Annotated in this window: 18 protein-coding genes and 1 tRNA gene; 12 read left to right on the top strand and 7 right to left on the bottom strand. The window is 68.4% G+C overall.

The annotated features are described in order from the left end of the window. Positions 1-85: 85 nt before the first annotated feature. Both WIX39_RS01510 and WIX39_RS01505 read right to left on the bottom strand, forming a co-directional pair. Positions 86-3,250, bottom strand: a complete 3,165-nt coding sequence (locus WIX39_RS01510; RefSeq protein ID WP_081266060.1) for an efflux RND transporter permease subunit — start codon at positions 3,248-3,250, stop codon at positions 86-88. A gap of 18 nt (positions 3,251-3,268) precedes the next feature. Further along, positions 3,269-4,537, bottom strand: coding sequence for an efflux RND transporter periplasmic adaptor subunit (locus tag WIX39_RS01505; RefSeq protein WP_409194387.1), 1,269 nt, complete (start codon positions 4,535-4,537; stop codon positions 3,269-3,271). 176 nt (positions 4,538-4,713) lie between these two features. On the opposite strand from WIX39_RS01505, the gene WIX39_RS01500 reads away from it, so the two are divergent. The 3 genes from WIX39_RS01500 (at position 4,714) to WIX39_RS01490 (ending at position 5,780) form a co-directional block, all read left to right on the top strand. Beyond that, on the top strand, positions 4,714-5,385 hold the full coding sequence (locus WIX39_RS01500) for a TetR family transcriptional regulator (RefSeq protein ID WP_081266058.1): 672 nt from the start codon (positions 4,714-4,716) through the stop codon (positions 5,383-5,385). Positions 5,386-5,426: 41 nt separating this feature from the next. Beyond that, a tRNA-Arg gene (locus WIX39_RS01495) sits at positions 5,427-5,501 on the top strand. Positions 5,502-5,552: 51 nt separating this feature from the next. Further along, positions 5,553-5,780 (top strand): hypothetical protein, encoded by a 228-nt coding sequence (locus tag WIX39_RS01490; RefSeq protein WP_081266057.1) that lies wholly within the window; start codon positions 5,553-5,555, stop codon positions 5,778-5,780. Between the two features lie 27 nt (positions 5,781-5,807). Here the strand turns inward: WIX39_RS01490 and WIX39_RS01485 are convergent, their stop codons facing one another. After that, positions 5,808-6,575, bottom strand: coding sequence for an AraC family transcriptional regulator (locus WIX39_RS01485; protein ID WP_106936630.1), 768 nt, complete (start codon positions 6,573-6,575; stop codon positions 5,808-5,810). Between the two features lie 134 nt (positions 6,576-6,709). Between WIX39_RS01485 and WIX39_RS01480 the strand changes: the two genes are divergently transcribed. Beyond that, positions 6,710-7,513: a sulfite exporter TauE/SafE family protein gene (locus WIX39_RS01480; protein ID WP_106936631.1), complete on the top strand. Its 804-nt coding sequence runs from the start codon at positions 6,710-6,712 to the stop codon at positions 7,511-7,513. Between the two features lie 76 nt (positions 7,514-7,589). After that, positions 7,590-8,318, top strand: coding sequence for a glutathione S-transferase (locus WIX39_RS01475; protein ID WP_106936632.1), 729 nt, complete (start codon positions 7,590-7,592; stop codon positions 8,316-8,318). Positions 8,319-8,332: 14 nt separating this feature from the next. On the opposite strand, the gene WIX39_RS01470 is transcribed toward WIX39_RS01475, so the two are convergent. Continuing rightward, positions 8,333-8,884 (bottom strand): hypothetical protein, encoded by a 552-nt coding sequence (locus tag WIX39_RS01470; protein WP_409194386.1) that lies wholly within the window; start codon positions 8,882-8,884, stop codon positions 8,333-8,335. A 43-nt stretch (positions 8,885-8,927) separates the two neighbouring features. Between WIX39_RS01470 and WIX39_RS01465 the strand changes: the two genes are divergently transcribed. Both WIX39_RS01465 and WIX39_RS01460 read left to right on the top strand, forming a co-directional pair. Further along, positions 8,928-9,824, top strand: a complete 897-nt coding sequence (locus WIX39_RS01465; RefSeq protein ID WP_106936633.1) for a LysR family transcriptional regulator — start codon at positions 8,928-8,930, stop codon at positions 9,822-9,824. After that, positions 9,821-10,357 carry an RNA 2'-phosphotransferase gene (locus tag WIX39_RS01460; RefSeq protein WP_106936634.1) on the top strand — a complete coding sequence of 179 codons (537 nt, stop codon included), beginning with the start codon at positions 9,821-9,823 and terminating at the stop codon, positions 10,355-10,357. The genes WIX39_RS01465 and WIX39_RS01460 overlap by 4 nt, the downstream gene beginning before the upstream one ends. Here WIX39_RS01460 and rsmI read toward each other — a convergent pair. Next, complete coding sequence (gene rsmI / locus WIX39_RS01455; RefSeq protein ID WP_106936635.1) at positions 10,354-11,301, bottom strand: 16S rRNA (cytidine(1402)-2'-O)-methyltransferase; 948 nt, start codon at positions 11,299-11,301, stop codon at positions 10,354-10,356. The two genes, WIX39_RS01460 and rsmI, sit on opposite strands and share 4 nt — an antisense overlap. A gap of 46 nt (positions 11,302-11,347) precedes the next feature. On the opposite strand from rsmI, the gene WIX39_RS01450 reads away from it, so the two are divergent. The 3 genes from WIX39_RS01450 (at position 11,348) to WIX39_RS01440 (ending at position 13,250) form a co-directional block, all read left to right on the top strand. Further along, positions 11,348-11,716, top strand: a complete 369-nt coding sequence (locus WIX39_RS01450) for a YraN family protein (RefSeq protein WP_081266049.1) — start codon at positions 11,348-11,350, stop codon at positions 11,714-11,716. 86 nt (positions 11,717-11,802) lie between these two features. Then, positions 11,803-12,447 (top strand): SIS domain-containing protein, encoded by a 645-nt coding sequence (locus WIX39_RS01445; RefSeq protein WP_081266048.1) that lies wholly within the window; start codon positions 11,803-11,805, stop codon positions 12,445-12,447. Then, positions 12,444-13,250 carry a BON domain-containing protein gene (locus WIX39_RS01440; RefSeq protein WP_106936636.1) on the top strand — a complete coding sequence of 269 codons (807 nt, stop codon included), beginning with the start codon at positions 12,444-12,446 and terminating at the stop codon, positions 13,248-13,250. Before WIX39_RS01445 ends, WIX39_RS01440 begins: the two co-directional genes overlap by 4 nt. 43 nt (positions 13,251-13,293) lie before the next feature. Here the strand turns inward: WIX39_RS01440 and WIX39_RS01435 are convergent, their stop codons facing one another. Further along, the gene (locus WIX39_RS01435; RefSeq protein WP_106936637.1) at positions 13,294-14,202 is read right to left on the bottom strand and encodes an NAD(P)-dependent oxidoreductase; all 909 of its coding nucleotides are present in this window, start codon (positions 14,200-14,202) and stop codon (positions 13,294-13,296) included. An 87-nt stretch (positions 14,203-14,289) separates the two neighbouring features. Here WIX39_RS01435 and WIX39_RS01430 point away from each other — a divergent pair, with 87 nt between their 5' ends. Then, the gene (locus tag WIX39_RS01430) at positions 14,290-14,772 is read left to right on the top strand and encodes a MerR family transcriptional regulator (protein WP_106936638.1); all 483 of its coding nucleotides are present in this window, start codon (positions 14,290-14,292) and stop codon (positions 14,770-14,772) included. Continuing rightward, complete coding sequence (locus WIX39_RS01425; RefSeq protein WP_106936639.1) at positions 14,769-16,319, top strand: MFS transporter; 1,551 nt, start codon at positions 14,769-14,771, stop codon at positions 16,317-16,319. Before WIX39_RS01430 ends, WIX39_RS01425 begins: the two co-directional genes overlap by 4 nt. A gap of 17 nt (positions 16,320-16,336) precedes the next feature. Here WIX39_RS01425 and WIX39_RS01420 read toward each other — a convergent pair whose 3' ends face one another. After that, on the bottom strand, positions 16,337-17,473 hold the full coding sequence (locus tag WIX39_RS01420; protein WP_081266043.1) for a PilT/PilU family type 4a pilus ATPase: 1,137 nt from the start codon (positions 17,471-17,473) through the stop codon (positions 16,337-16,339). Positions 17,474-17,584 lie beyond the last annotated feature (111 nt).

Genomic DNA, 17,584 nt, shown 5'->3' with positions numbered 1-17,584 from the left:
GCTCTGCCGGGCCGCTGGTGTTGCCCCCTGCAAGGGGGTGGGCGTAGCGACACGCAGTGCGCGCGGCCTGGGGGTGTGCCCGAGTTCAGTCATGTTTCGGTTCCTCCGTGATGCCGGCTGCTTCCGCATGCCGCTTGTCGGCCTCGCGCTGGCGCGCGCTGCCCTTGAACAGGCTGCGCACCACCACGAAGAACACCGGCACGAAGATCACGGCCAGCGCCGTGCCCGTCACCATGCCGCCCAGCACGCCGGTGCCGATGGCACGCTGGCTGGCCGAGCCGGCGCCCGAGGCGAGCACCAGCGGCAGCACGCCCAGGCCGAAGGCCAGCGAGGTCATCACGATCGGGCGGAAGCGCAGGTGCGCGGCGGCCAGTGCCGATTCGATGACGCCCTTGCCCTGCGCCTGCAGGTCCTTGGCGAACTCGATGATCAGAATCGCGTTCTTCGCGGAGAGGCCGATGATGGTGATCAGCCCCACCTGGAAGTACACGTCGTTCGAATAGGCGCGCAGCATGGTTGCCAGCAGCACGCCCAGCACGCCGAGCGGCACCACCAGGATCACCGACAGCGGGATCGACCAGCTCTCGTACAGCGCGGCCAGGCACAGGAACACCGCCAGGATCGCGAAGCCGTACAGCACGATGGCCTGCGAACCCGCGAGCTTTTCTTCGCGCGACTGGCCGGTCCATTCGAAGCCGAAGCCCTGCGGCAGCTGCGAGGCGAGCTTTTCCATCTCGGCCATCGCGGCGCCGGTGCTGTAGCCGGCCGCCGCGTCGCCGCTGATGCGGATCGCGGGGTAGCCGTTGTAGCGCACCGTCTGCGTGGCGCCCGTGACCCACTTGGTGGTCGCGAAGGCCGACAGCGGCACTGGCAGGCCCTGCGTGTTGCTGGCGTTCAGCTTGAGCAGGTCGTCGGGCTGCATGCGCGCCGGCGCATCGGCCTGCACCACCACGCGCTGCAGGCGGCCGCGGTTCGGGAAGTCGTTGATGTAGCTCGAACCCAGCGCGGTCGACAGCGTGGCATTGATCGCGTCGAAGGTCACGCCCAGTGCGTTCGCCTTGTCGCGGTCGATGTCGATCTGCAGTTGCGGCGCGTCTTCCAGGCCGTCAGGGCGCACCTGCGACAGGATCTTGCTCTGCGAGGCCATGCCCAGCAGCTGGTTGCGTGCGTTGATCAGCGCCTCGTGGCCTGCGCCCGAGCGGTCCTGCAGGCGGAAGCTGAAGCCGCTGGCGTTGCCCAGTTCGGGAATGGGCGGCGGGCTCAGCGGGTAGATGAAGGCGTCGCGGATGCCCGACAGCGCACCGAAGGCACGGCCGGCCAGCGCGCTGGCCGAGTGGGCCGGGTCCTTGCGTTCGTCCCAGTCCTTCAGCGTCACGAAGGCGAGGCCCGCGTTCTGGCCCTGGCCAGAGAAGCTGAAGCCCATCACGCCGACCATGCTCTGCACTTCGGGCTGCTTCAGGATGAAGCCCTCGACCTGCTGCATGACCGACAGCGCGCGTTCCTGCGTGGCGCCCGGGGGCAGCTGCACGTTCACGATGATGTTGCCCTGGTCTTCCTGCGGCAGGAACGAGCTGGGCAGGCGGGTGTAGGTGAACACCACCGCGGCGATGATCGCGGCGTAGATCACGAGGTAGCGCGCGGCGCGGCGCAGCACGCGGGCGACGAGGCTCTCGTAGCCCTTGGCCGTGCGCGTGAAACCGCGGTTGAACCAGCCGAAGAAGCCGGTCTTCTCGTGGTGGTGGCCTGCTTCGACCGGCTTGAGCAGCGTGGCGCACAGCGCCGGCGTGAGCGACAGCGCCATGAACGCCGAGAAGGCGATCGACGCCACCATCACCGCCGAGAACTGGCGGTAGATGTTGCCGGTGGAGCCCGCAAAGAAAGCGAGCGGCACGAACACCGACACCAGCACCACGGTCACGCCGATGATGGCGCCGGAGATCTGGCGCATGGCCTTGCGCGTGGCTTCGAGCGGCGACAGCCCCTCTTCGCTCATGATGCGCTCGACGTTCTCCACCACCACGATGGCGTCGTCCACCACGATACCGATCACCAGCACCATGCCGAACATGGTCAGCACGTTGATCGAAAAGCCCAGCGCCAGCAGCGAGGCGAAGGTACCCAGCAGCGCGATGGGCACCACGATGGTCGGGATGATCGTGTAGCGCCAGTTCTGCAGGAACAGGAACATCACCACGAACACCAGCGCCACGGCTTCCAGCAGCGTCTTGACCACCTCGGTGATCGAGATCTGCACGAAGCGCGAGCTGTCGTACGGAATGGCCCACTTCACGCCCTGCGGGAAGTAGCGCTCGAGTTCGGCCATCTTGGCGCGGATCGCCTTGGCCGACTGCAGCGCGTTGCCGTTGGGCGTGGGCTGCACGCCCACGCCGACCGCCGGCACGCCGTTCAGGCGCGCCGAGGTGGCGTACGACTGGCCGCCGAGCTCGACGCGGGCCACGTCCTTCAGCCGCACGGTCGAGCCGTCGGTGTTGGCGCGCAGCACGATTTCCTTGAACTGGTCGACGTTGGCGAGCTGGCCGTTCACCACCACCGTGGCCGCGATGGCCTGGCCGGGGATGTTGGGCAGGTCGCCGATGGTGCCGGAGGACACCTGCGCGTTCTGTGCGCGGATCGCGTTGTTGACGTCGGTGGCCGACAGGTTGAAGCCCTGCAGCTTGGCCGGGTCGATCCAGATGCGCATCGCGTTCTCGGAGCCGAACAGCTGGGCCTGGCCCACGCCGACCACGCGCTGCAACTCGGGCACCACGTTGCGCGCGGCATAGTCGCCGAGCGCCACCGGGTCGATGTTCGGGTTGTCGGAGGACAGCATCACGAACATCAGGAAGTTGTTGCGCGACTTGTCCACGCGCACGCCCTGCTGCGTCACGGCGGAGGGCAGGCGCGGCGTTGCCCGCGACAGCCGGTTCTGCACGTCCACCTGCGCGAGGTCGTCGTTGGTGCCGGCCTCGAAGCTGATCGTGATGGAGCCGGTGCCGTCGGCCTGGGCCACCGATTCCATGTAGATCATGCCCGGCGAGCCGTTCATTTCACGCTCGATGACGGACAGCACGCTGTCCTCGAGCGTCTGGGCCGAGGCGCCGGGGTAGGCGACGTTGATCACGATGGCGGGAGGCGCCACCGGCGGGTACTGCGAGATCGGCAGCTGGGTGATTGCCACGCCGCCCACCACGAGGATGAACAGTGCGATCACCCACGCGAAGATCGGGCGGTCGATAAAAAATTTGGCCATTTGCGGGCGCGCTCCTGATTACTTCTTCTCGGCCGTGGCCGCCGGTTCGGCGGCGGCAGGCGCCGCCGCAGCCGGCTTGGCCGCTGCGGCGGGGTTCGGCTTGGTCCACGGCACCGCCTTCACGGGCGTGCCCGGCGGCATCATCTGCAGCTTCTGGAAGCCGTCGACCATCACCTGTTCGCCGGCCTTCAGGCCGTCGAGCACCACCCACTGGTTGTCCTTGGCGGCGCTGATCTTCACGTTGCGCTTGGACAGCTTGCCGTCCTTGTCGACCACCGTGACGGTGTCGCCCTGCTGCGTGCGCGTGACCGCCTGCTGCGGCAGCGCGATCGCATTGGTGGCCTTGGCCTGCTCCAGCCTCACGCGAACGTACAGGCCGGGCAGCAGCTCGCCCTTGGGGTTGGGCACTTCGGCGCGCAGCGTGATCTGGCCGGTGGTCGAGTCGACCGTGAGGTCGGAGAACAGCAGCTTGCCTTCCTGTGCGTACTCGCTGCCGTCTTCCAGCACCACGCGCACGCTGGCGGCTTCCTCGCCGCCCGCGCGCTTGTACTGGCCGTCGGCCAGCGCGCGGCGCAGCTTCAGCACGTCGGTGGCCGACTGCGTGAAGTTGACGTACACGGGGTTGATCTGCTGCACCACGGCCAGTTCGGTGGCGTCGCCCTGGCCCACCAGCGCGCCTTCGGTCACGAGGGCGCGGCCGATGCGACCGGCGATGGGCGAGGTCACGTCGGCATAGCCGAGGTTGATCTTGGCGGTCTGCACGGCGGCGCGGCCGGAAGCCACGTCGGCTTCGGCGGTCTTCTGCGAGGCCACGGCCGTCGCGTATTCCTGCTTGCTCACGGCGTTGGCCTCGACCAGCGGCTTGTAGCGGTCGGCCAGGGCCTTGGCCTGTACGGCGTTGGCTTCGGCGCGGGCCAGCGTGGCCTGTGCGTTCTGCAGGGAGGCCACCAGCGGCGCTGGGTCGATGCGGAACAGCAGCTGGCCGGCCTTCACGTCGCTGCCTTCGCGGAATTCGCGCTTCAGCAGGATGCCCGATGCGCGGGCGCGGACCTGCGCGACGCGCGAGGCCTCGAGGCGGCCGGGCAGTTCGGTGACGAGGCCGACATCGCCCGGCGCCGCAACCACCACGCCGACCTCGGGCGCCGGGTGGCCGCCGCCGCCGGGTGCGCCTGCGCCGGCGGGCGCATCGCTCTTGCCACAGCCCGCGAGGACCAGCAGGGCAACGGCGGCCACGGTCGCGAGACGCGGCGAAAAGGACGATTGGCGCGAAACATGCAGGAGAGGCATGCGATTCCTTTGAAGCGAAGACGGGAGATGGCGCGTTCTCGGGCGAACCGGAAACCTGTACGGGCAGGCGGGCCATCGGGGAAGCCCGGTAGTTTACATACATTCATGGATGTATAGTGACGGTCGTGCAATGGCCCCACGACCGGGAAAGGGCGTTGCTTTACAAATCAGGAGACTTGGTGGCACGTCGTACGAAGGAAGAAGCAATGGCCACGCGGCATCGGTTGCTCGATGCCGCGGAGCTGCTGTTTCAGGCGCAGGGCGTCTCGCAGACCACGCTGCAGCAGATCGCGCAGCAGGCCGGCGCCACGCGCGGCGCCATCTATTGGCATTTCAAGGACAAGGCCGACTTGTTCAACGCCATGATGGAGCGCGTCATCCTTCCGCTCGAAGCAGGGCCCAGGGCCTCCAGCGCCAGCGGCGTCGACGATCCGCTGGCCGAGATCGAAGAGGGCATGGTCCACGCGCTGACCCTCATGGCCACCGACCCGCAGGTGCGCCGCGTGTTCGACGTGGCGACCCACAAGGTCGAATACACGCACGACATGGCTTCCGTGCAGCAGCGCCACCTCGACGCCCGCAACGCCTGCGTCGCCGATTTCGAAAAGGCCCTGCGGCTGGCCGCCCGCCGTGCCCGCATCAAGCTGCCGGTGCCCGGCGCCATGGCCGCGCAGGGGCTGCATGCGCTCATCAGCGGGCTCATCCAGAACTGGCTGCTCGACCCGGAGGCCTTCGATCTCGTGCCCACGGGAAGGCGCACCTTCAGGGTCTATCTGGCGGGGTTGGGCTTCGGTCCGCTGCTGTCCGCGGCGGCGGTTGCGGACGAAGCCGAAACAGAGGCCGCCTGATAGGCCATAATGTCTGGCTCCGGTGCTTGCCGGAGCCCTCTCTCGCTGTATTTCAACGGATAGAATTCGGCCCTCCGAAGGCTGAGATCCAGGTTCGATTCCTGGCGGCGGGACCACATACCAGACCGGAAGCTCCCAAAAGCTTCCGGTTTTTCTTTTTCCCACCCATGACGGAGTTGACTGATCTGGACGAGGCCAGCCTGGCAGCGCATGCCGCCGAATGGCGGCGGCGCGCGTTGCGCGGCGAGAAAAAGGCGCGCGGCATCGCACATGCGCTCGAAACCGAAATGCGGCGCCGCTCGGGCGACACCATCGCGCCGCAGAATACCGACGACCTCGACACCCGCCCGCTGGCGTTGCGGCAGGCGCCGCGGCCATGGTGGAAGTTCTGGTGAGCCTGCGCTCCGGCCCTCGACGCGCCTCTACGCCATCGTGAAATGCGAGGGCGGGCGCCCCAGCGTCTTGCGGAACATCGTCGAGAACGCGCCCGGGCTGTCGTAGCCCATGTCCAGCGCCACCACCGTCACCGGCTCGCCCGCCGCGAGCCGTGACAGCGCCACCAGCACGCAGGCGCGCTGACGCCACTTGCCGAAAGCCATGCCCGTCTCGAGGCCGAAGCGGCGGTTGAAGGTGCGTTCGCTGACGTTCAACTGCGCCGCCCATGTCGACGGCGCCACGTGGATGCCGGGCCGCCTGAGAAATTCCACGCAGAGCCCCGCCAGCGCCGGGTCGCGCGGCAGCGGCACATGCAGCAGCGGCAAGGCCTCGGCGCGCGCCACCTCGTGCAGCACGAGGCGCATCAGCACACCATCGCGGCCCTGTCGGTCGTATTTGGGCGGCACCTCGATCGCTTCCATCAGCAGCTGGCGCAGCAGCGGCGACACGTTCAGCACCTCGCACTGGTCGCCCTTGCGCGGCACGTCGCGCGGCTCGATGTAGAGGCTGCGCGTGCTCACCCCGAGCATGCGCACCCGGTGCGGCTTGCCGGCCGGGATCCACACGCCGCGCTGCGGCGGCACGACCCAGGCGCCGTCGTCGGTGCCGACCTCCATCACCCCGGTCGCCCCGTAGAGGAACTGCGCGCGCCGGTGGCTGTGCGTGTGCAGCATCGTGCCCGGCGGGTAGTCGGTGCCTATGGCCAACACCGCGCGGGCGATGGCATCCACGGAGTCGAGCGGAATGTTGCGCATCGGGTCGGTAAAAAAAGCGGGTTGGCCGGAACGCGAACATTATTGGCCCACATGCGCAAGCGCGCCAAGCCTCGCCAACCTATCGTGACGGTCTTGTCCTCAATGCCCAGGAGCGTTTCGTGTCGATCCATCTCATGCTTGCCGGCTTCGGTTGCCTGGCAGGCGCCACCACCGTGCTGTTCGGCTTTGGCGGCGGCTTCGTCGTCGTTCCCTTGCTTTACCGTGCGCTGATTGCGGAACACGGCGCGGGCAGCGCCACCGGCCAGTCCGCCATGCACATCGCCGTGGCCACTTCGACCTGCGTGATGATCGTCAGCGCCATGCTCGCCACGCGGCGACACCAGCGCGCGGGCACGCTCGACTGGGCGCAGGTGCGTCCGCTGCTGCGGCCCATCGGCGCAGGCGCCGTGGTGGGAGCTGCGGCGGCCGTTGCGGCCGATGGCGAGTTCGTGCGCTGGGCCTTCATCGCGTACCTCGGCGCGACCATCCTCGATTGCGTGTTCCGCCCTGGTTTTCTCAAGCACACCGCACCCGCCGCAGCACGCCCGCTGTCGGGCCGGGTCGCGAGCTTCGGCAGCTTCGTCATCGGGCTGATCGCCGCGTTCCTCGGCGTGGGCGGCAGCGTCATGACCGTGCCGCTGATGCGCCGCCGGGGCGCCGCCATGACGCATGCCACCGCCATGGCCAACCCGTTGTCGCTGCCTGTTGCGCTGGCCGGCACCGCGACCTACATGGGGCTCGCATGGAACTCGGCCTCGTCGCTGGAAGGGTGGCACATCGGCTACGTGGACGTGCCTGCGTTCGCTGCGCTGGTTGCGGGTTCGCTGGTTGGCGTGCGCATGGCCGCGCCGCTGATCGGCCGCATTCCGGACCGCATCCACACCTGGGTGTACCTGGGCCTGCTGGTGGCGGTGCTGGCGGGCATGGTGCTGCGCTGAGTGTGCATGTCAGCCGAAGCCGATGCTTCGCGCCAAAGCCTTGCAGCGGCCCGCCGAGCCATGACACCATGGCCGCATGCCATACCAACTCCATTACTGGCCCACCATCCAGGGCCGCGGTGAATTCGTGCGGCTCGCGCTCGAGGCGGCCGGCGCCGACTACGTCGACGTGGCGCGGCTGCCCGAGTCGAAAGGCGGTGGAGAGTCCGCGCTGGGCCGCCGCCTCGGGGACGCGGGCAACGCGCGCCCGGCTTTCGCGCCGCCCTTCCTGGTCGACGGCGACATCGTGGTCGGCCAGACCGCCGCGATCCTGCTGTACCTCGGGCCACGGCTGGGCCTGTCGGGCGTGGGCGAGTCCGACGGGCTGTGGACGCACCAACTGCAGCTCACCATTGCCGATGCGGTGGCGGAGGCGCACGACACGCACCATCCCATATCGACCGGCGCCTACTACGAAGACCAGCGCGACGCCGCCATGCAGCGCGCGAAGGCCTTTCGCGAAGAGCGCATCCCCAAGTTCCTCGACTGGTTCGAAGAGGTGCTGCAGCGCAACCCGGCGGGCAGCCTGCACCTGGTCGGCGACACGCTGACCTACGCGGACCTGTCGCTGTTCCAGCTGGTGGATGGCCTGCGCTATGCATTCCCCAAGGCCACGGCGCGCGCGCTGGCTGCAACGCCGGCGGTCGAGAAGCTGCATGGCAACGTCAAGCGCCGCCAGCGGGTGCACGACTACCTGCAGAGCCCGCGGCGCATCGCATTCAATGAAGACGGGATCTTCAGGCGCTATGCGGAGCTGGACGGCTGACGGCGCCTGAACCTTCAGGCCACGATTGCAGCCGCATCGTTCCACGACGGCAGCAGCACCAGTCCTGCGACTGTCACCGGCTTGCTCTGCGGGCCGAAGAGATACCGTTTCGGCACGATGCCCTCCAGATGGCGCAGCACGTCGGTGCGGTCGTCGATGAAGTGCGTGATGCGCAGGTCGCGGCAGTGATCGGCCTTTTGCGGCCTTTGAAGGCAGAAGCGCAGGTTGGCGGGTGCGATGCCGGTGCGTTCGAAAAAGCGGTGGTGCTGCAGCCACGCACGGCTCTTTGCCTGAACGCTGGGGCCGCACTTCGAGACCAGCCAGACGCGGCCTTCGAACCTTTCGACCAGCGGCGCGACGGCGTCGAACATGCCTTCGTACGGCGGCGTCGCCAGTGCGTCTTGCAGCGAGCCGCCGATGAACGAGGTGTCCGCGCCGCCAGCGCCTTCGGCGGCGATGAGCACCCGGCCGATGTCGATGCCGAGCCGGGGGAGATGAGTGGAGTCTTGCATTTCTGATTCCCTTTGTGTTTGAAGCAGGCGAATCGTAGAAATGAAGCCAATCATCAGGAACTACTGATATTGGATGTGCTATCCATAAAATGGATAGATGGATGTTCCTCGCACCAATCTCGACGCCCTTCAGTCTTTCGCAGTGTTCGCGGACACGCTGAACTTCAGCGAGTCGGCGCGCCTGCTTCACATCAGCCAGCCGGCCCTGCATGCGAAAGTGCGAAAATTGGCCGAACAGCTTGATGCAAGGCTGTACATGCGGATCGGTGGCGCGCTCGAGCTCACCAGTGCGGGTGAGCAGGTCGCACGGCATGCGCGGGAGCTGCTCGCGCTCAACCAACGCTTCGTCAAAGGCCTTGCCGCTGGGCGAGACCAGCCGGTCGTCACGCTGGCTGCGGGCGAGGGGGCTTATCTCTATCTGCTGGGCAAGGCTCTGTCGCAGTTCTCGGGTCCTGGCGCCTCGCCGCACCTGCAATTGCTCACGCGCAACCGGGACGAAGCAATACAGGCGGTGCGGGCCGGACAGGCGCAACTCGGCATTGCGCCCCTGGGCACTGCGCCTGAAGACCTGGCGGCGGTGCGCCTCACGGTCGTGGGCCAGGTACTGGTCGTACCGCGCGCGCATGCCCTGGCTTCACGCAAATCGGTGCGCCTGCGCGACTTGAAGGACGCTCAACTGATCGTGCCGCCGGAAGGGCGGCCGCACCGCGAAATGCTGGGCCGGCTGCTTCAGGCGGAGTCGGTGCCGTGGCAGCCGTCGCTCGAAGCCAATGGCTGGGAACTGATGCTGCGTTTCGCTCAGCTGGGTTTCGGACTTGCCGTGGTCAACGCTTGCTGCCGCATTCCAAAGGGTCTGGTGGCGATTCCGTTGCAGGGCTATCCGCCGCTCGAATATCACATGTTCCACGGTGCCGATCGCCCTCCGACACCGCACGCACAGAGGCTCATGGACGCGCTGCTGACGCATCGAGATCACTGGAAGGCCGCGCCATGACGCCCGAGAGCGCCAGCAAGTTCATCGCCTACGTGCTGCGTCATGCGCCGGAATCGGTCGGCCTGCGGCTCGATGCGGAAGGCTGGGCCGATATCGATGCGCTGGTGGCGGGCGCCGCGGCCGGAGGGCGCGACCTCGCGCGCGCGGACGTCGTGCAGGCGGTCGACTCGGGCACGAAGAAGCGCTATGAGCTGTCCGCCGACGGGCGCCGCATCCGCGCCCTGCAAGGCCATTCGACGCAGCAAGTCAGCCGTGGCTTCGAAGCGTTGGCACCGCCAGCATTGCTTTTTCATGGCACGGCCACTCGTTTTCTCGACGCGATCCGCGCGCATGGTCTCCTGCCGGGAGCCCGGCAGCATGTACATCTGTCGGCCGATGAAGCCACCGCGGTGCAGGTTGGGCGCCGGCATGGCAAAGCGCATGTGCTCGTGGTTGACGCAGGCCGCATGCATGCACTGGGCCACGCCTTTCATTGCGCCGAGAACGGTGTCTGGCTGACGGCGGCCGTGCCGCCGGAGTTTCTGTCGGGCTAGGCGTCTTCCGCCCCGTTGCGAATGCGCAGTGCCAGTTCATACAAGGTATTGCGCGGCGCACCGCTGATTTCCGCGGCCAGCTTCACCGCCGTCTTCACCGGCAGTTCCGCCAGCAACAGCCGCAGCACCCGCTCGCCCTCGGCACCGCCGTCGCCGCTCACCGCCACCGGATGCAGCACCAGCGCGAACTCGCCGCGCGTGCGGTCGCGGTCGGCGCCGAACCAGTCGGGCAGGGTGCTGGCCGCGACGGTCGCGATTTCCTCGAACTGCTTGGTAAGCTCGCGGCCCACGGTGATGCGGCGTTCGCCCAGCGTGGCGAGGGCGCGCGCCAGGCTCTCGATGCGGTGCGGCGCCTCCAGCAGCACCACGGCGCGGGGTTCCTGCGACAGCGCCTGCACCGCGGTGTCGCGCTCGCCGGCCTTGCTCGGCAGGAAGCCGGCGAACACGAAGGCGCTGCTGGCATTGCCGTCGCCGCCGTCGGCCACCAGGCCCGCCGCGCCGACCAGCGTGGTCACGCTGCTGGCCCCGGGCAGCGGCAGCACGCGCTGGCCCGCCGCGCGCACGGCGGCGGCCAGCCGCGCGCCGGGGTCGCTCACGCCGGGCGTGCCGGCGTCGCTGACATAGGCGATGCGCTCGCCCTGCGCAAGCCGCGCGACCACGGCCTGCGCGGCCTCGGCCTCGTTGTGCTGGTGCACCGCGAGCAGCCGCGCGCCGGGGCGGTCGATGCCGTAGGCGCGCAGCAGGCTCTGGGTGTGGCGCGTGTCCTCGCAGGCGATCGCGTCGACCAGCTGCAGCACATGCAGTGCGCGCAAGGTGATGTCGGCCAGGTTGCCGATCGGCGTGGCGACCACGTAGAGGGTGCCTTGCGGATAATGCTGCGCACCCGCGGCGTCGTGCGCGGCCGCGAGGGCGGCGCCGAAAGAAGCAGGGGCGAGTGAAGCCAAGAGGTTTCTCCGTCAGATCGAACAAGAAGATTGCAGGCAGGGAGCCATGAAGACCGACACCACAACGAAGCATCGCGGCGATGCGGCGGAAGACGCCGCGCTCGACCATCTGCAGGACGCCGGCCTGGTGCTGGTCGCGCGCAATTATCGGACGCCCGGGCGCGGCGGCGGCGAGATCGACCTGATCATGCGCGATCCGCGCGACCACACGCTGGTCTTCGTCGAGGTCCGACAGCGCAGCAGCGGCACGCACGGCGGCGCGGGCGGCAGCATCACCGGCCTGAAGCAGCGGCGCATCGTGTTCGCGGCGCGGCACTACCTGAACCAGCTGCGCACGCTGCCGCCGTGCCGCTTCGACGTGGTGCTGGTCGAGGAGAAAATCACCTGGTTGCAGGCGGCCTTCGATGCCGGCTGATACCTCTTTCGCGGGAACTGAAGCCCTCTTGAAGGCTCCACAACTCACACGTCTTGTTTCACAGCCCCCAGTTATCATCCCGCCTCATGCTCGAGCAACGGATTCAGCAGCACTTCATCGATAGTGCCGACCTCAAATACCAGACCGGACCGGTCCTCAGCAAACCCATCTCTCAGGCAATGCAGGCCATCCTGGCCTGCGTGACCAGCGGCGGCAAGGTGCTCGCCTGCGGTGCCGGCGTGTCGGGGCTGCTGGCGGCCCAGTTCGCCGCGCAGTTCGTGGGCCGCTTCGAACGCGAGCGGCCCGAGCTCGGCGCCATCGCGCTGCCCGGCGACACCACCGACCCCAATGCCGACAGCGCCAACGCCATCGACGCCGACCGCTTCGCCCGCCAGGTGCGCGCGCTCGGCCAGGCCGGCGACGTGCTGCTCGCGCTGAGCGCCAGCGGCCAATCGGCCGCAGTGCTCGCGGCCGTGACGGCCGCGCACGAACGCGACATGACCGTGGTCGCGCTGCTGGGCAATGCCGCCTCGGGCGCACCGTCGGCGCCGGGCGCCGGCAGCAGCGGCACCGGCGGCGCCATCGGCCGCGCGCTGCGCGAAACCGACGTCCAGATCAGCGTGCCGCACGAGCGTGCGGCACGCATCCACGAAGTCCATCTGCTCGCGCTGCATTGCCTGTGCGACGGCGTGGATGCCCAGTTACTCGGAGAACAGGAAGTTTCCCCATGACCCTCGCAACCATGAAGACGACACCAGCCCGACGTTTCGCCATCGCGCTCACCCTGGGGGGCGCGCTGGTCGCGGGCCTTTCCGCCTGCGTGCCGCTGGTGGTGGGCGGCGCCGCGGTAGTGGGCGTGGGCATGGTGGCGACCGACCGCCGCAGCTCGGGCGCCCAGCTCGACGACCAGGGCATCGAGCTGCGCGCCGCTGCCCGGGTGCGCGACATCGCCAACGACCAGATGTACGTGAGCGTCACCAGCTACAACCGCCAGGTGCTGCTGACCGGCGCCGTCGGCAGCGACGCCGACCGCCGACGCGTCGAGGACGAGGTGAGCCGCATCGTCAATGTGCGCTCGGTGGTCAACGAGCTGACCGTGGGCAGCTCGAGCACCTTCCAGGACCGCTCGAACGACCTGTACATCACCGGCAAGGTGAAGGCCTCGCTGCTCGACGCCAAGGACATCTTCGCCAACTCGTTCAAGGTGGTGACGGAGCGTGGCGTGGTCTACCTGATGGGCATCGCCACCCGCCGCGAAACCGACCGCGCCACCGAAATCACGCGTGGCGTGACGGGCGTGGTGAAGGTGGTGCGCGTGGTCGAGGTCGTCTCCGAAGCCGACCTGGCCGCCAGCCAGGCGGCGAACCAGGCCGCGGCGCAGCGCGGCGGCCAGGGCCCCGCGCCGGTGACGTCGGCTACGCCGTCGGCGCCTTCGTCGACGGTGGTGCCGGCTTCTTCTTCATCGTCCCGCGTGCCGCTGCCGCCGATGGAGCCGCTGCCGGCCAGCGGCGCGACGACCGCGCCGGTTCGCTGAAAGAAAGTCCCCGAATTGAAAAAGCCCGCTGAGCGGGCTTTTCTTATTTGAGGCGGGTGATGAGGCTGGAAGTGTCCCAGCGCCGCCCGCCAGCCCGCTGCACGTCGGCATAGAACTGGTCGACCAGCGCCGTCACCGGCACCCGCGCGCCGTTGCGCTTGGCTTCGTCGAGCACCAGGCCCAGGTCCTTGCGCATCCAGTCGACCGCGAAGCCGTAGTCGAACTTGCCCTCGATCATGGTCTTTCCGCGGTTTTCCATCTGCCAGCTCTGGGCCGCGCCCTTGCTGATGACGCCCAGCACGGCTTCCATGTCGAGCCCGGCGCGCTGGCCGAAGGCGATGGCTTCGGACAGGCCCTGCACCAGCCCCGCGATGGCGATCTGGTTCACCATCTTCGCGAGCTGGCCGGCACCGCTTTCGCCCAGCAGCGTGACCGCGCGAGAGAACGCCATGGCCACCGGCTTGATGCGCTCGAACACGGCCGCGTCGCCGCCGCACATGACGGTGAGCGCGCCGTTCTGCGCACCGGCCTGGCCGCCCGAGACGGGGGCGTCGATGAAATGCAGGCCCAGCGCCTGTGCCGCCTTCGCCAGCTCGCGCGCCACGTCGGCCGAGGCGGTCGTGTGGTCGACGAATGCCGCGCCCTTCTTCATGCCGGCGAAGGCGCCGTCGTCGCCCAGCACCACCGAGCGCAGGTCGTCGTCGTTGCCGACGCAGCAGAACACGATGTCGGCGCCCGCGGCGGCCTCGCGCGGGGTCGGTGCATGGCGGCCCGGCGCGCCGAATTCGGCGACCCAGGCCTGGGCCTTGGCGGGCGTGCGGTTGTAGACCGTGACGCTGTGGCCGGCCTTGGCCAGGTGGCCGGCCATGGGGCCGCCCATGACGCCGAGGCCCAGGAAGGCGACGGTCTGCGCGGGGACGGATTCGTAGGTGCGGGGGTTGATGCTGCTCATGGGGCGACAGCTTAAAGCCATTCCGCGACCGGTGCGATGACCCAAACCTGTACGTGTACGTACAGGTTTGGGTAGAATGGAGCCATCATGACCACGCCGAACCCCGCCAGGACCATCACCGTGCGCGACGCCGCGGCCCGGCTCGAGGTCACGCCGCGCACGCTCAAGTACTACGAAGAGCTGGGCATCGTGGTGCCGGAACGCAGCGAAGGCGGCTACCGCCTCTACGAGCAAGCCGACCTCGACAAGCTCGCGCGCGTGCTGCGCATGCGTTCGCTGGGCTTCTCGCTCACGGCCATCACCACGATGCTGCAGCAGCCGATGGAAGCGCCGGCCGAAGGCGGCCGTCCGCGCCTGTCGAACGCATCGCTCAAGACCCTGCGCGAAACCTTGACCGGGCAGCTCTCGACGCTCGATGCGCGCGTGGCCCAGGTTCGCCGCGAACTCAAGGAAGCCGCGGCGCTGCAGGCGCAATTGCGGCGCGACCTCGACTACGTGGAGCGCCGCCTTGCCGGCGAGCCGGTGGAAGAAGCGCTGGAGCAGCGCCGCAAGGAGCGGCCGGCGCCATGAGCTCCCCGGCCCTGGCGCGGCCTTCGCGCGGCAATGCCGCGGTCGCGCTGCTGCCCTGGGCCATCGGCCTCGTCACGGCCATCGACTACTTCGACAACGCGCTGTTCGCCTTCTTCGCGAGCTACATTGCCGGCGGCGTCAACGCCTCGCCCGACGAGCTGGTGTGGGCCTCCAGCGCCTATGCGCTGGGCGCGGTGCTGGGCATCCTGCACCAGCATGCGTGGGTCGAGCGGCTGGGCTACCGGCGCTACCTCGCGGTCTGCATGTTCGCCTTCGCGCTGGGCGGCGTGGGTGCCGCGCTTTGCGACAGCTCGATGCAGCTCACGGCCGCGCGCGCGGTGCAGGGCTACTTCGTCGGGCCGATGCTCGGCGCCTGCCGCATCCTGATCCAGATCGGCATCGCGCCCGCGCGACGCGGCCAGGCGCTGAAGGCCTTCATGGTGCTCATCGTGTTCGGCGGCGCGCTGGCGCCCATTGCCGGCGCCTTTCTCGTCACCAACTTCGACTGGCGCTGGCTGTTCGCCAGCACCGCGCCGGTTGCGGTGCTGATCGGCCTGCTGGTGCTCTGGACGCTGCCCGACATCGGCGACGTCGCGCCGCACGAACGCACCGAGCCGCACTACATCGCCTACGTCGTGTTCGCGCTCGCGCAGGCCGCGTTGCAGGTGGTGCTCACGCGCTCGCACTTCGAGCTGTTCACAGGCTCGCCCGCGCTGATCGGACTCACGCTCGCCGGCGTCGCGGGGCTTGCATGGTTCGGCTGGCAGCAGTGGCGGCACCCCGCGCCGCTGGTGCGGCTGCATGCGCTGCGCAATGCGTCGTTCCGCGTGGGGCTTGCGCTCTACGTCGTCTATTACTACCTGTCGACGGGCTTCAGCTACCTGCTGCCGCGCCTGATGGAAGGCGGGCTCGGCTTCACGGTGGGCAATACAGGCTACTTCACCGGCGCCGCCTCGCTCGCCACCGGGCTGCTGGTGTTCGTCTACCTGCGCTATTCGGCGCGGCTGACGCGCAAGAAGTGGCTCATCGTCGCGGGCTTCGGTATCGCGGCGCTGGCGGCGTGGTGGCTGTCGCAGGTCACGCCGCAGGCGGGGCGAGAGGCCCTGCTGGCCCCTCTGCTGCTGCGCGGCCTGCTGATGCTGTTCGTGGTGCTGCCCGTGGCCAACCTCACCTTCAGGCCCTTCGCGGCGGAAGAATTCGCGCACGGCTACCGGCTCAAGAACCTCGTGCGCCAGCTGGCGATTTCATTCGCGACGTCGAGCGTGATCGCGCTGCAGCAGCACCGCTTGGCGCTGCACGAAGTGCGCCTGAGCGAGTCGGCCAACCCCGCGAACGCCGCCTTCATGCAGGCGCTGGAGTCGCTGACCCACGGTTTCGCCGCGGCCGGCCATGCGGCGGGCGAGGCCCATGCAATGGCGCTGGGCACGCTCTGGCGAACGCTCGAGCAACAGGCCACCTTCATGGCTTCGCTCGACGGCTTCACCGCGATGGCGGTCATTGCGCTGGCGGCGGGCGCGTTCGCCGCGTGGCAGAAGACGATCGACTGAGTCGGCGGGCTGCTGTTTCAGACGATCGCGAAATGCTCCGTGCCGGCGGCCAGGTCGGTGCTGCGCGCGCGCTGGCTGTTGAGCTTGATCTGCAGCCGCAGGTCGTTGGCGGAGTCGGCGTTGCGGATCGCGTCCTCGAAGGTGATCGAGTGGCTCTCGAACAGGTCGAACAGCGCCTGGTCGAAGGTCTGCATGCCCAGGTTGCGGCTCTTCTTCATGATCTCCTTGATCTCGCCCACCTCGCCCTTGAAGATCAGGTCGGAAATCAGCGGCGTGTTCAGCAGCACCTCGACCGCCGCCACGCGGCCCAGGCCGTCCTCGGTGGGCACCAGCCGCTGCGACACCAGCGAACGCAGGTTCAGCGACAGGTCCATCAGCAACTGCGCGCGGCGCTCTTCGGGGAAGAAATTGATGATGCGGTCCAGCGCCTGGTTGGCGCTGTTGGCGTGCAGCGTCGCCATGCAAAGGTGGCCGGTCTCGGCGAAGGCCACCGCGTGTTCCATGGTCTCGCGGTCGCGGATCTCGCCCATCAGGATCACGTCGGGCGCCTGGCGCAGCGTGTTCTTCAGCGCGGCTTCCCAGCTGTCGGTGTCGATGCCCACTTCGCGCTGCGTCACCACGCAGTTCTTGTGCGGGTGCACGAATTCCACCGGGTCCTCCACCGTCACGATGTGGCCGAACGAGTTCTCGTTGCGCCAGTCGATCATCGCGGCCAGCGTGGTCGATTTGCCCGAGCCCGTGGCACCCACCAGGATGCACAGGCCGCGCTTGCTCATCGTCACTTCCTTAAGCACCTGGGGCATGCCCAGGCTGTCGATGGTGGGCAGCTTGGCGGGAATGGTCCGCAGCACCATGCCGACCTTGCCCTGCTGCACGAACGCGTTCACGCGGAAGCGGCCGATGCCGGTGGGCGAGATCGCGAAGTTGCACTCCTTGGTGCGCTCGAACTCCGCCGTCTGGCGGTCGTTCATGATCGAGCGCGTGAGCGCCAGCGTGTGCTGCGCGCCCAGCGCCTGCTGCGACACCTTGGTCACCTTGCCGTCGACCTTGATGGCCGGCGGGAAGTCGGCGGTGATGAACAGGTCGCTGCCGGCGCGGCTCACCATGAGCTTGAGCAGGTCGTTGATGAACTGGCTGGCTTGATCGCGTTCCATGAGAGCGCTCCTTGATCTGTTTAGATTGAACCCGCTGGCGGCCGACCGCCGGGCCGCCCCAAGGCGGCCGCGCCTCCCCCTGGGGGGTGGAGTTACACGCAGCGCAGCGAA

The organism is Variovorax sp. AB1(2024) (assembly GCF_037482385.2).
GTDB lineage: Bacteria > Pseudomonadota > Gammaproteobacteria > Burkholderiales > Burkholderiaceae_C > Variovorax.
The sequence above is the reverse complement of the archived record's forward strand: the minus strand, read 5'-3'. Positions and strand labels throughout refer to the sequence as shown.

What these genes read in the sequence shown, in the direction of transcription:
- WIX39_RS01445 (WP_081266048.1), top strand. Translation starts at nt 11,803, where the DNA reads ATGCTCGAGCAACGGATTCAGCAGCACTTCATCGATAGTGCCGACCTC.
- WIX39_RS01450 (WP_081266049.1), top strand. Translation starts at nt 11,348, where the DNA reads ATGAAGACCGACACCACAACGAAGCATCGCGGCGATGCGGCGGAAGAC.
- WIX39_RS01425 (WP_106936639.1), top strand. Translation starts at nt 14,769, where the DNA reads ATGAGCTCCCCGGCCCTGGCGCGGCCTTCGCGCGGCAATGCCGCGGTC.
- WIX39_RS01420 (WP_081266043.1), bottom strand. Translation starts at nt 17,473, where the DNA reads ATGGAACGCGATCAAGCCAGCCAGTTCATCAACGACCTGCTCAAGCTC.
- WIX39_RS01440 (WP_106936636.1), top strand. Translation starts at nt 12,444, where the DNA reads ATGACCCTCGCAACCATGAAGACGACACCAGCCCGACGTTTCGCCATC.
- WIX39_RS01460 (WP_106936634.1), top strand. Translation starts at nt 9,821, where the DNA reads ATGACGCCCGAGAGCGCCAGCAAGTTCATCGCCTACGTGCTGCGTCAT.
- WIX39_RS01470 (WP_409194386.1), bottom strand. Translation starts at nt 8,884, where the DNA reads ATGATTGGCTTCATTTCTACGATTCGCCTGCTTCAAACACAAAGGGAA.
- WIX39_RS01475 (WP_106936632.1), top strand. Translation starts at nt 7,590, where the DNA reads ATGCCATACCAACTCCATTACTGGCCCACCATCCAGGGCCGCGGTGAA.
- WIX39_RS01510 (WP_081266060.1), bottom strand. Translation starts at nt 3,250, where the DNA reads ATGGCCAAATTTTTTATCGACCGCCCGATCTTCGCGTGGGTGATCGCA.
- WIX39_RS01505 (WP_409194387.1), bottom strand. Translation starts at nt 4,537, where the DNA reads ATGCCTCTCCTGCATGTTTCGCGCCAATCGTCCTTTTCGCCGCGTCTC.
- WIX39_RS01485 (WP_106936630.1), bottom strand. Translation starts at nt 6,575, where the DNA reads ATGCGCAACATTCCGCTCGACTCCGTGGATGCCATCGCCCGCGCGGTG.
- WIX39_RS01465 (WP_106936633.1), top strand. Translation starts at nt 8,928, where the DNA reads ATGGATGTTCCTCGCACCAATCTCGACGCCCTTCAGTCTTTCGCAGTG.
- WIX39_RS01490 (WP_081266057.1), top strand. Translation starts at nt 5,553, where the DNA reads ATGACGGAGTTGACTGATCTGGACGAGGCCAGCCTGGCAGCGCATGCC.
- WIX39_RS01430 (WP_106936638.1), top strand. Translation starts at nt 14,290, where the DNA reads ATGACCACGCCGAACCCCGCCAGGACCATCACCGTGCGCGACGCCGCG.
- WIX39_RS01435 (WP_106936637.1), bottom strand. Translation starts at nt 14,202, where the DNA reads ATGAGCAGCATCAACCCCCGCACCTACGAATCCGTCCCCGCGCAGACC.
- WIX39_RS01480 (WP_106936631.1), top strand. Translation starts at nt 6,710, where the DNA reads ATGCTTGCCGGCTTCGGTTGCCTGGCAGGCGCCACCACCGTGCTGTTC.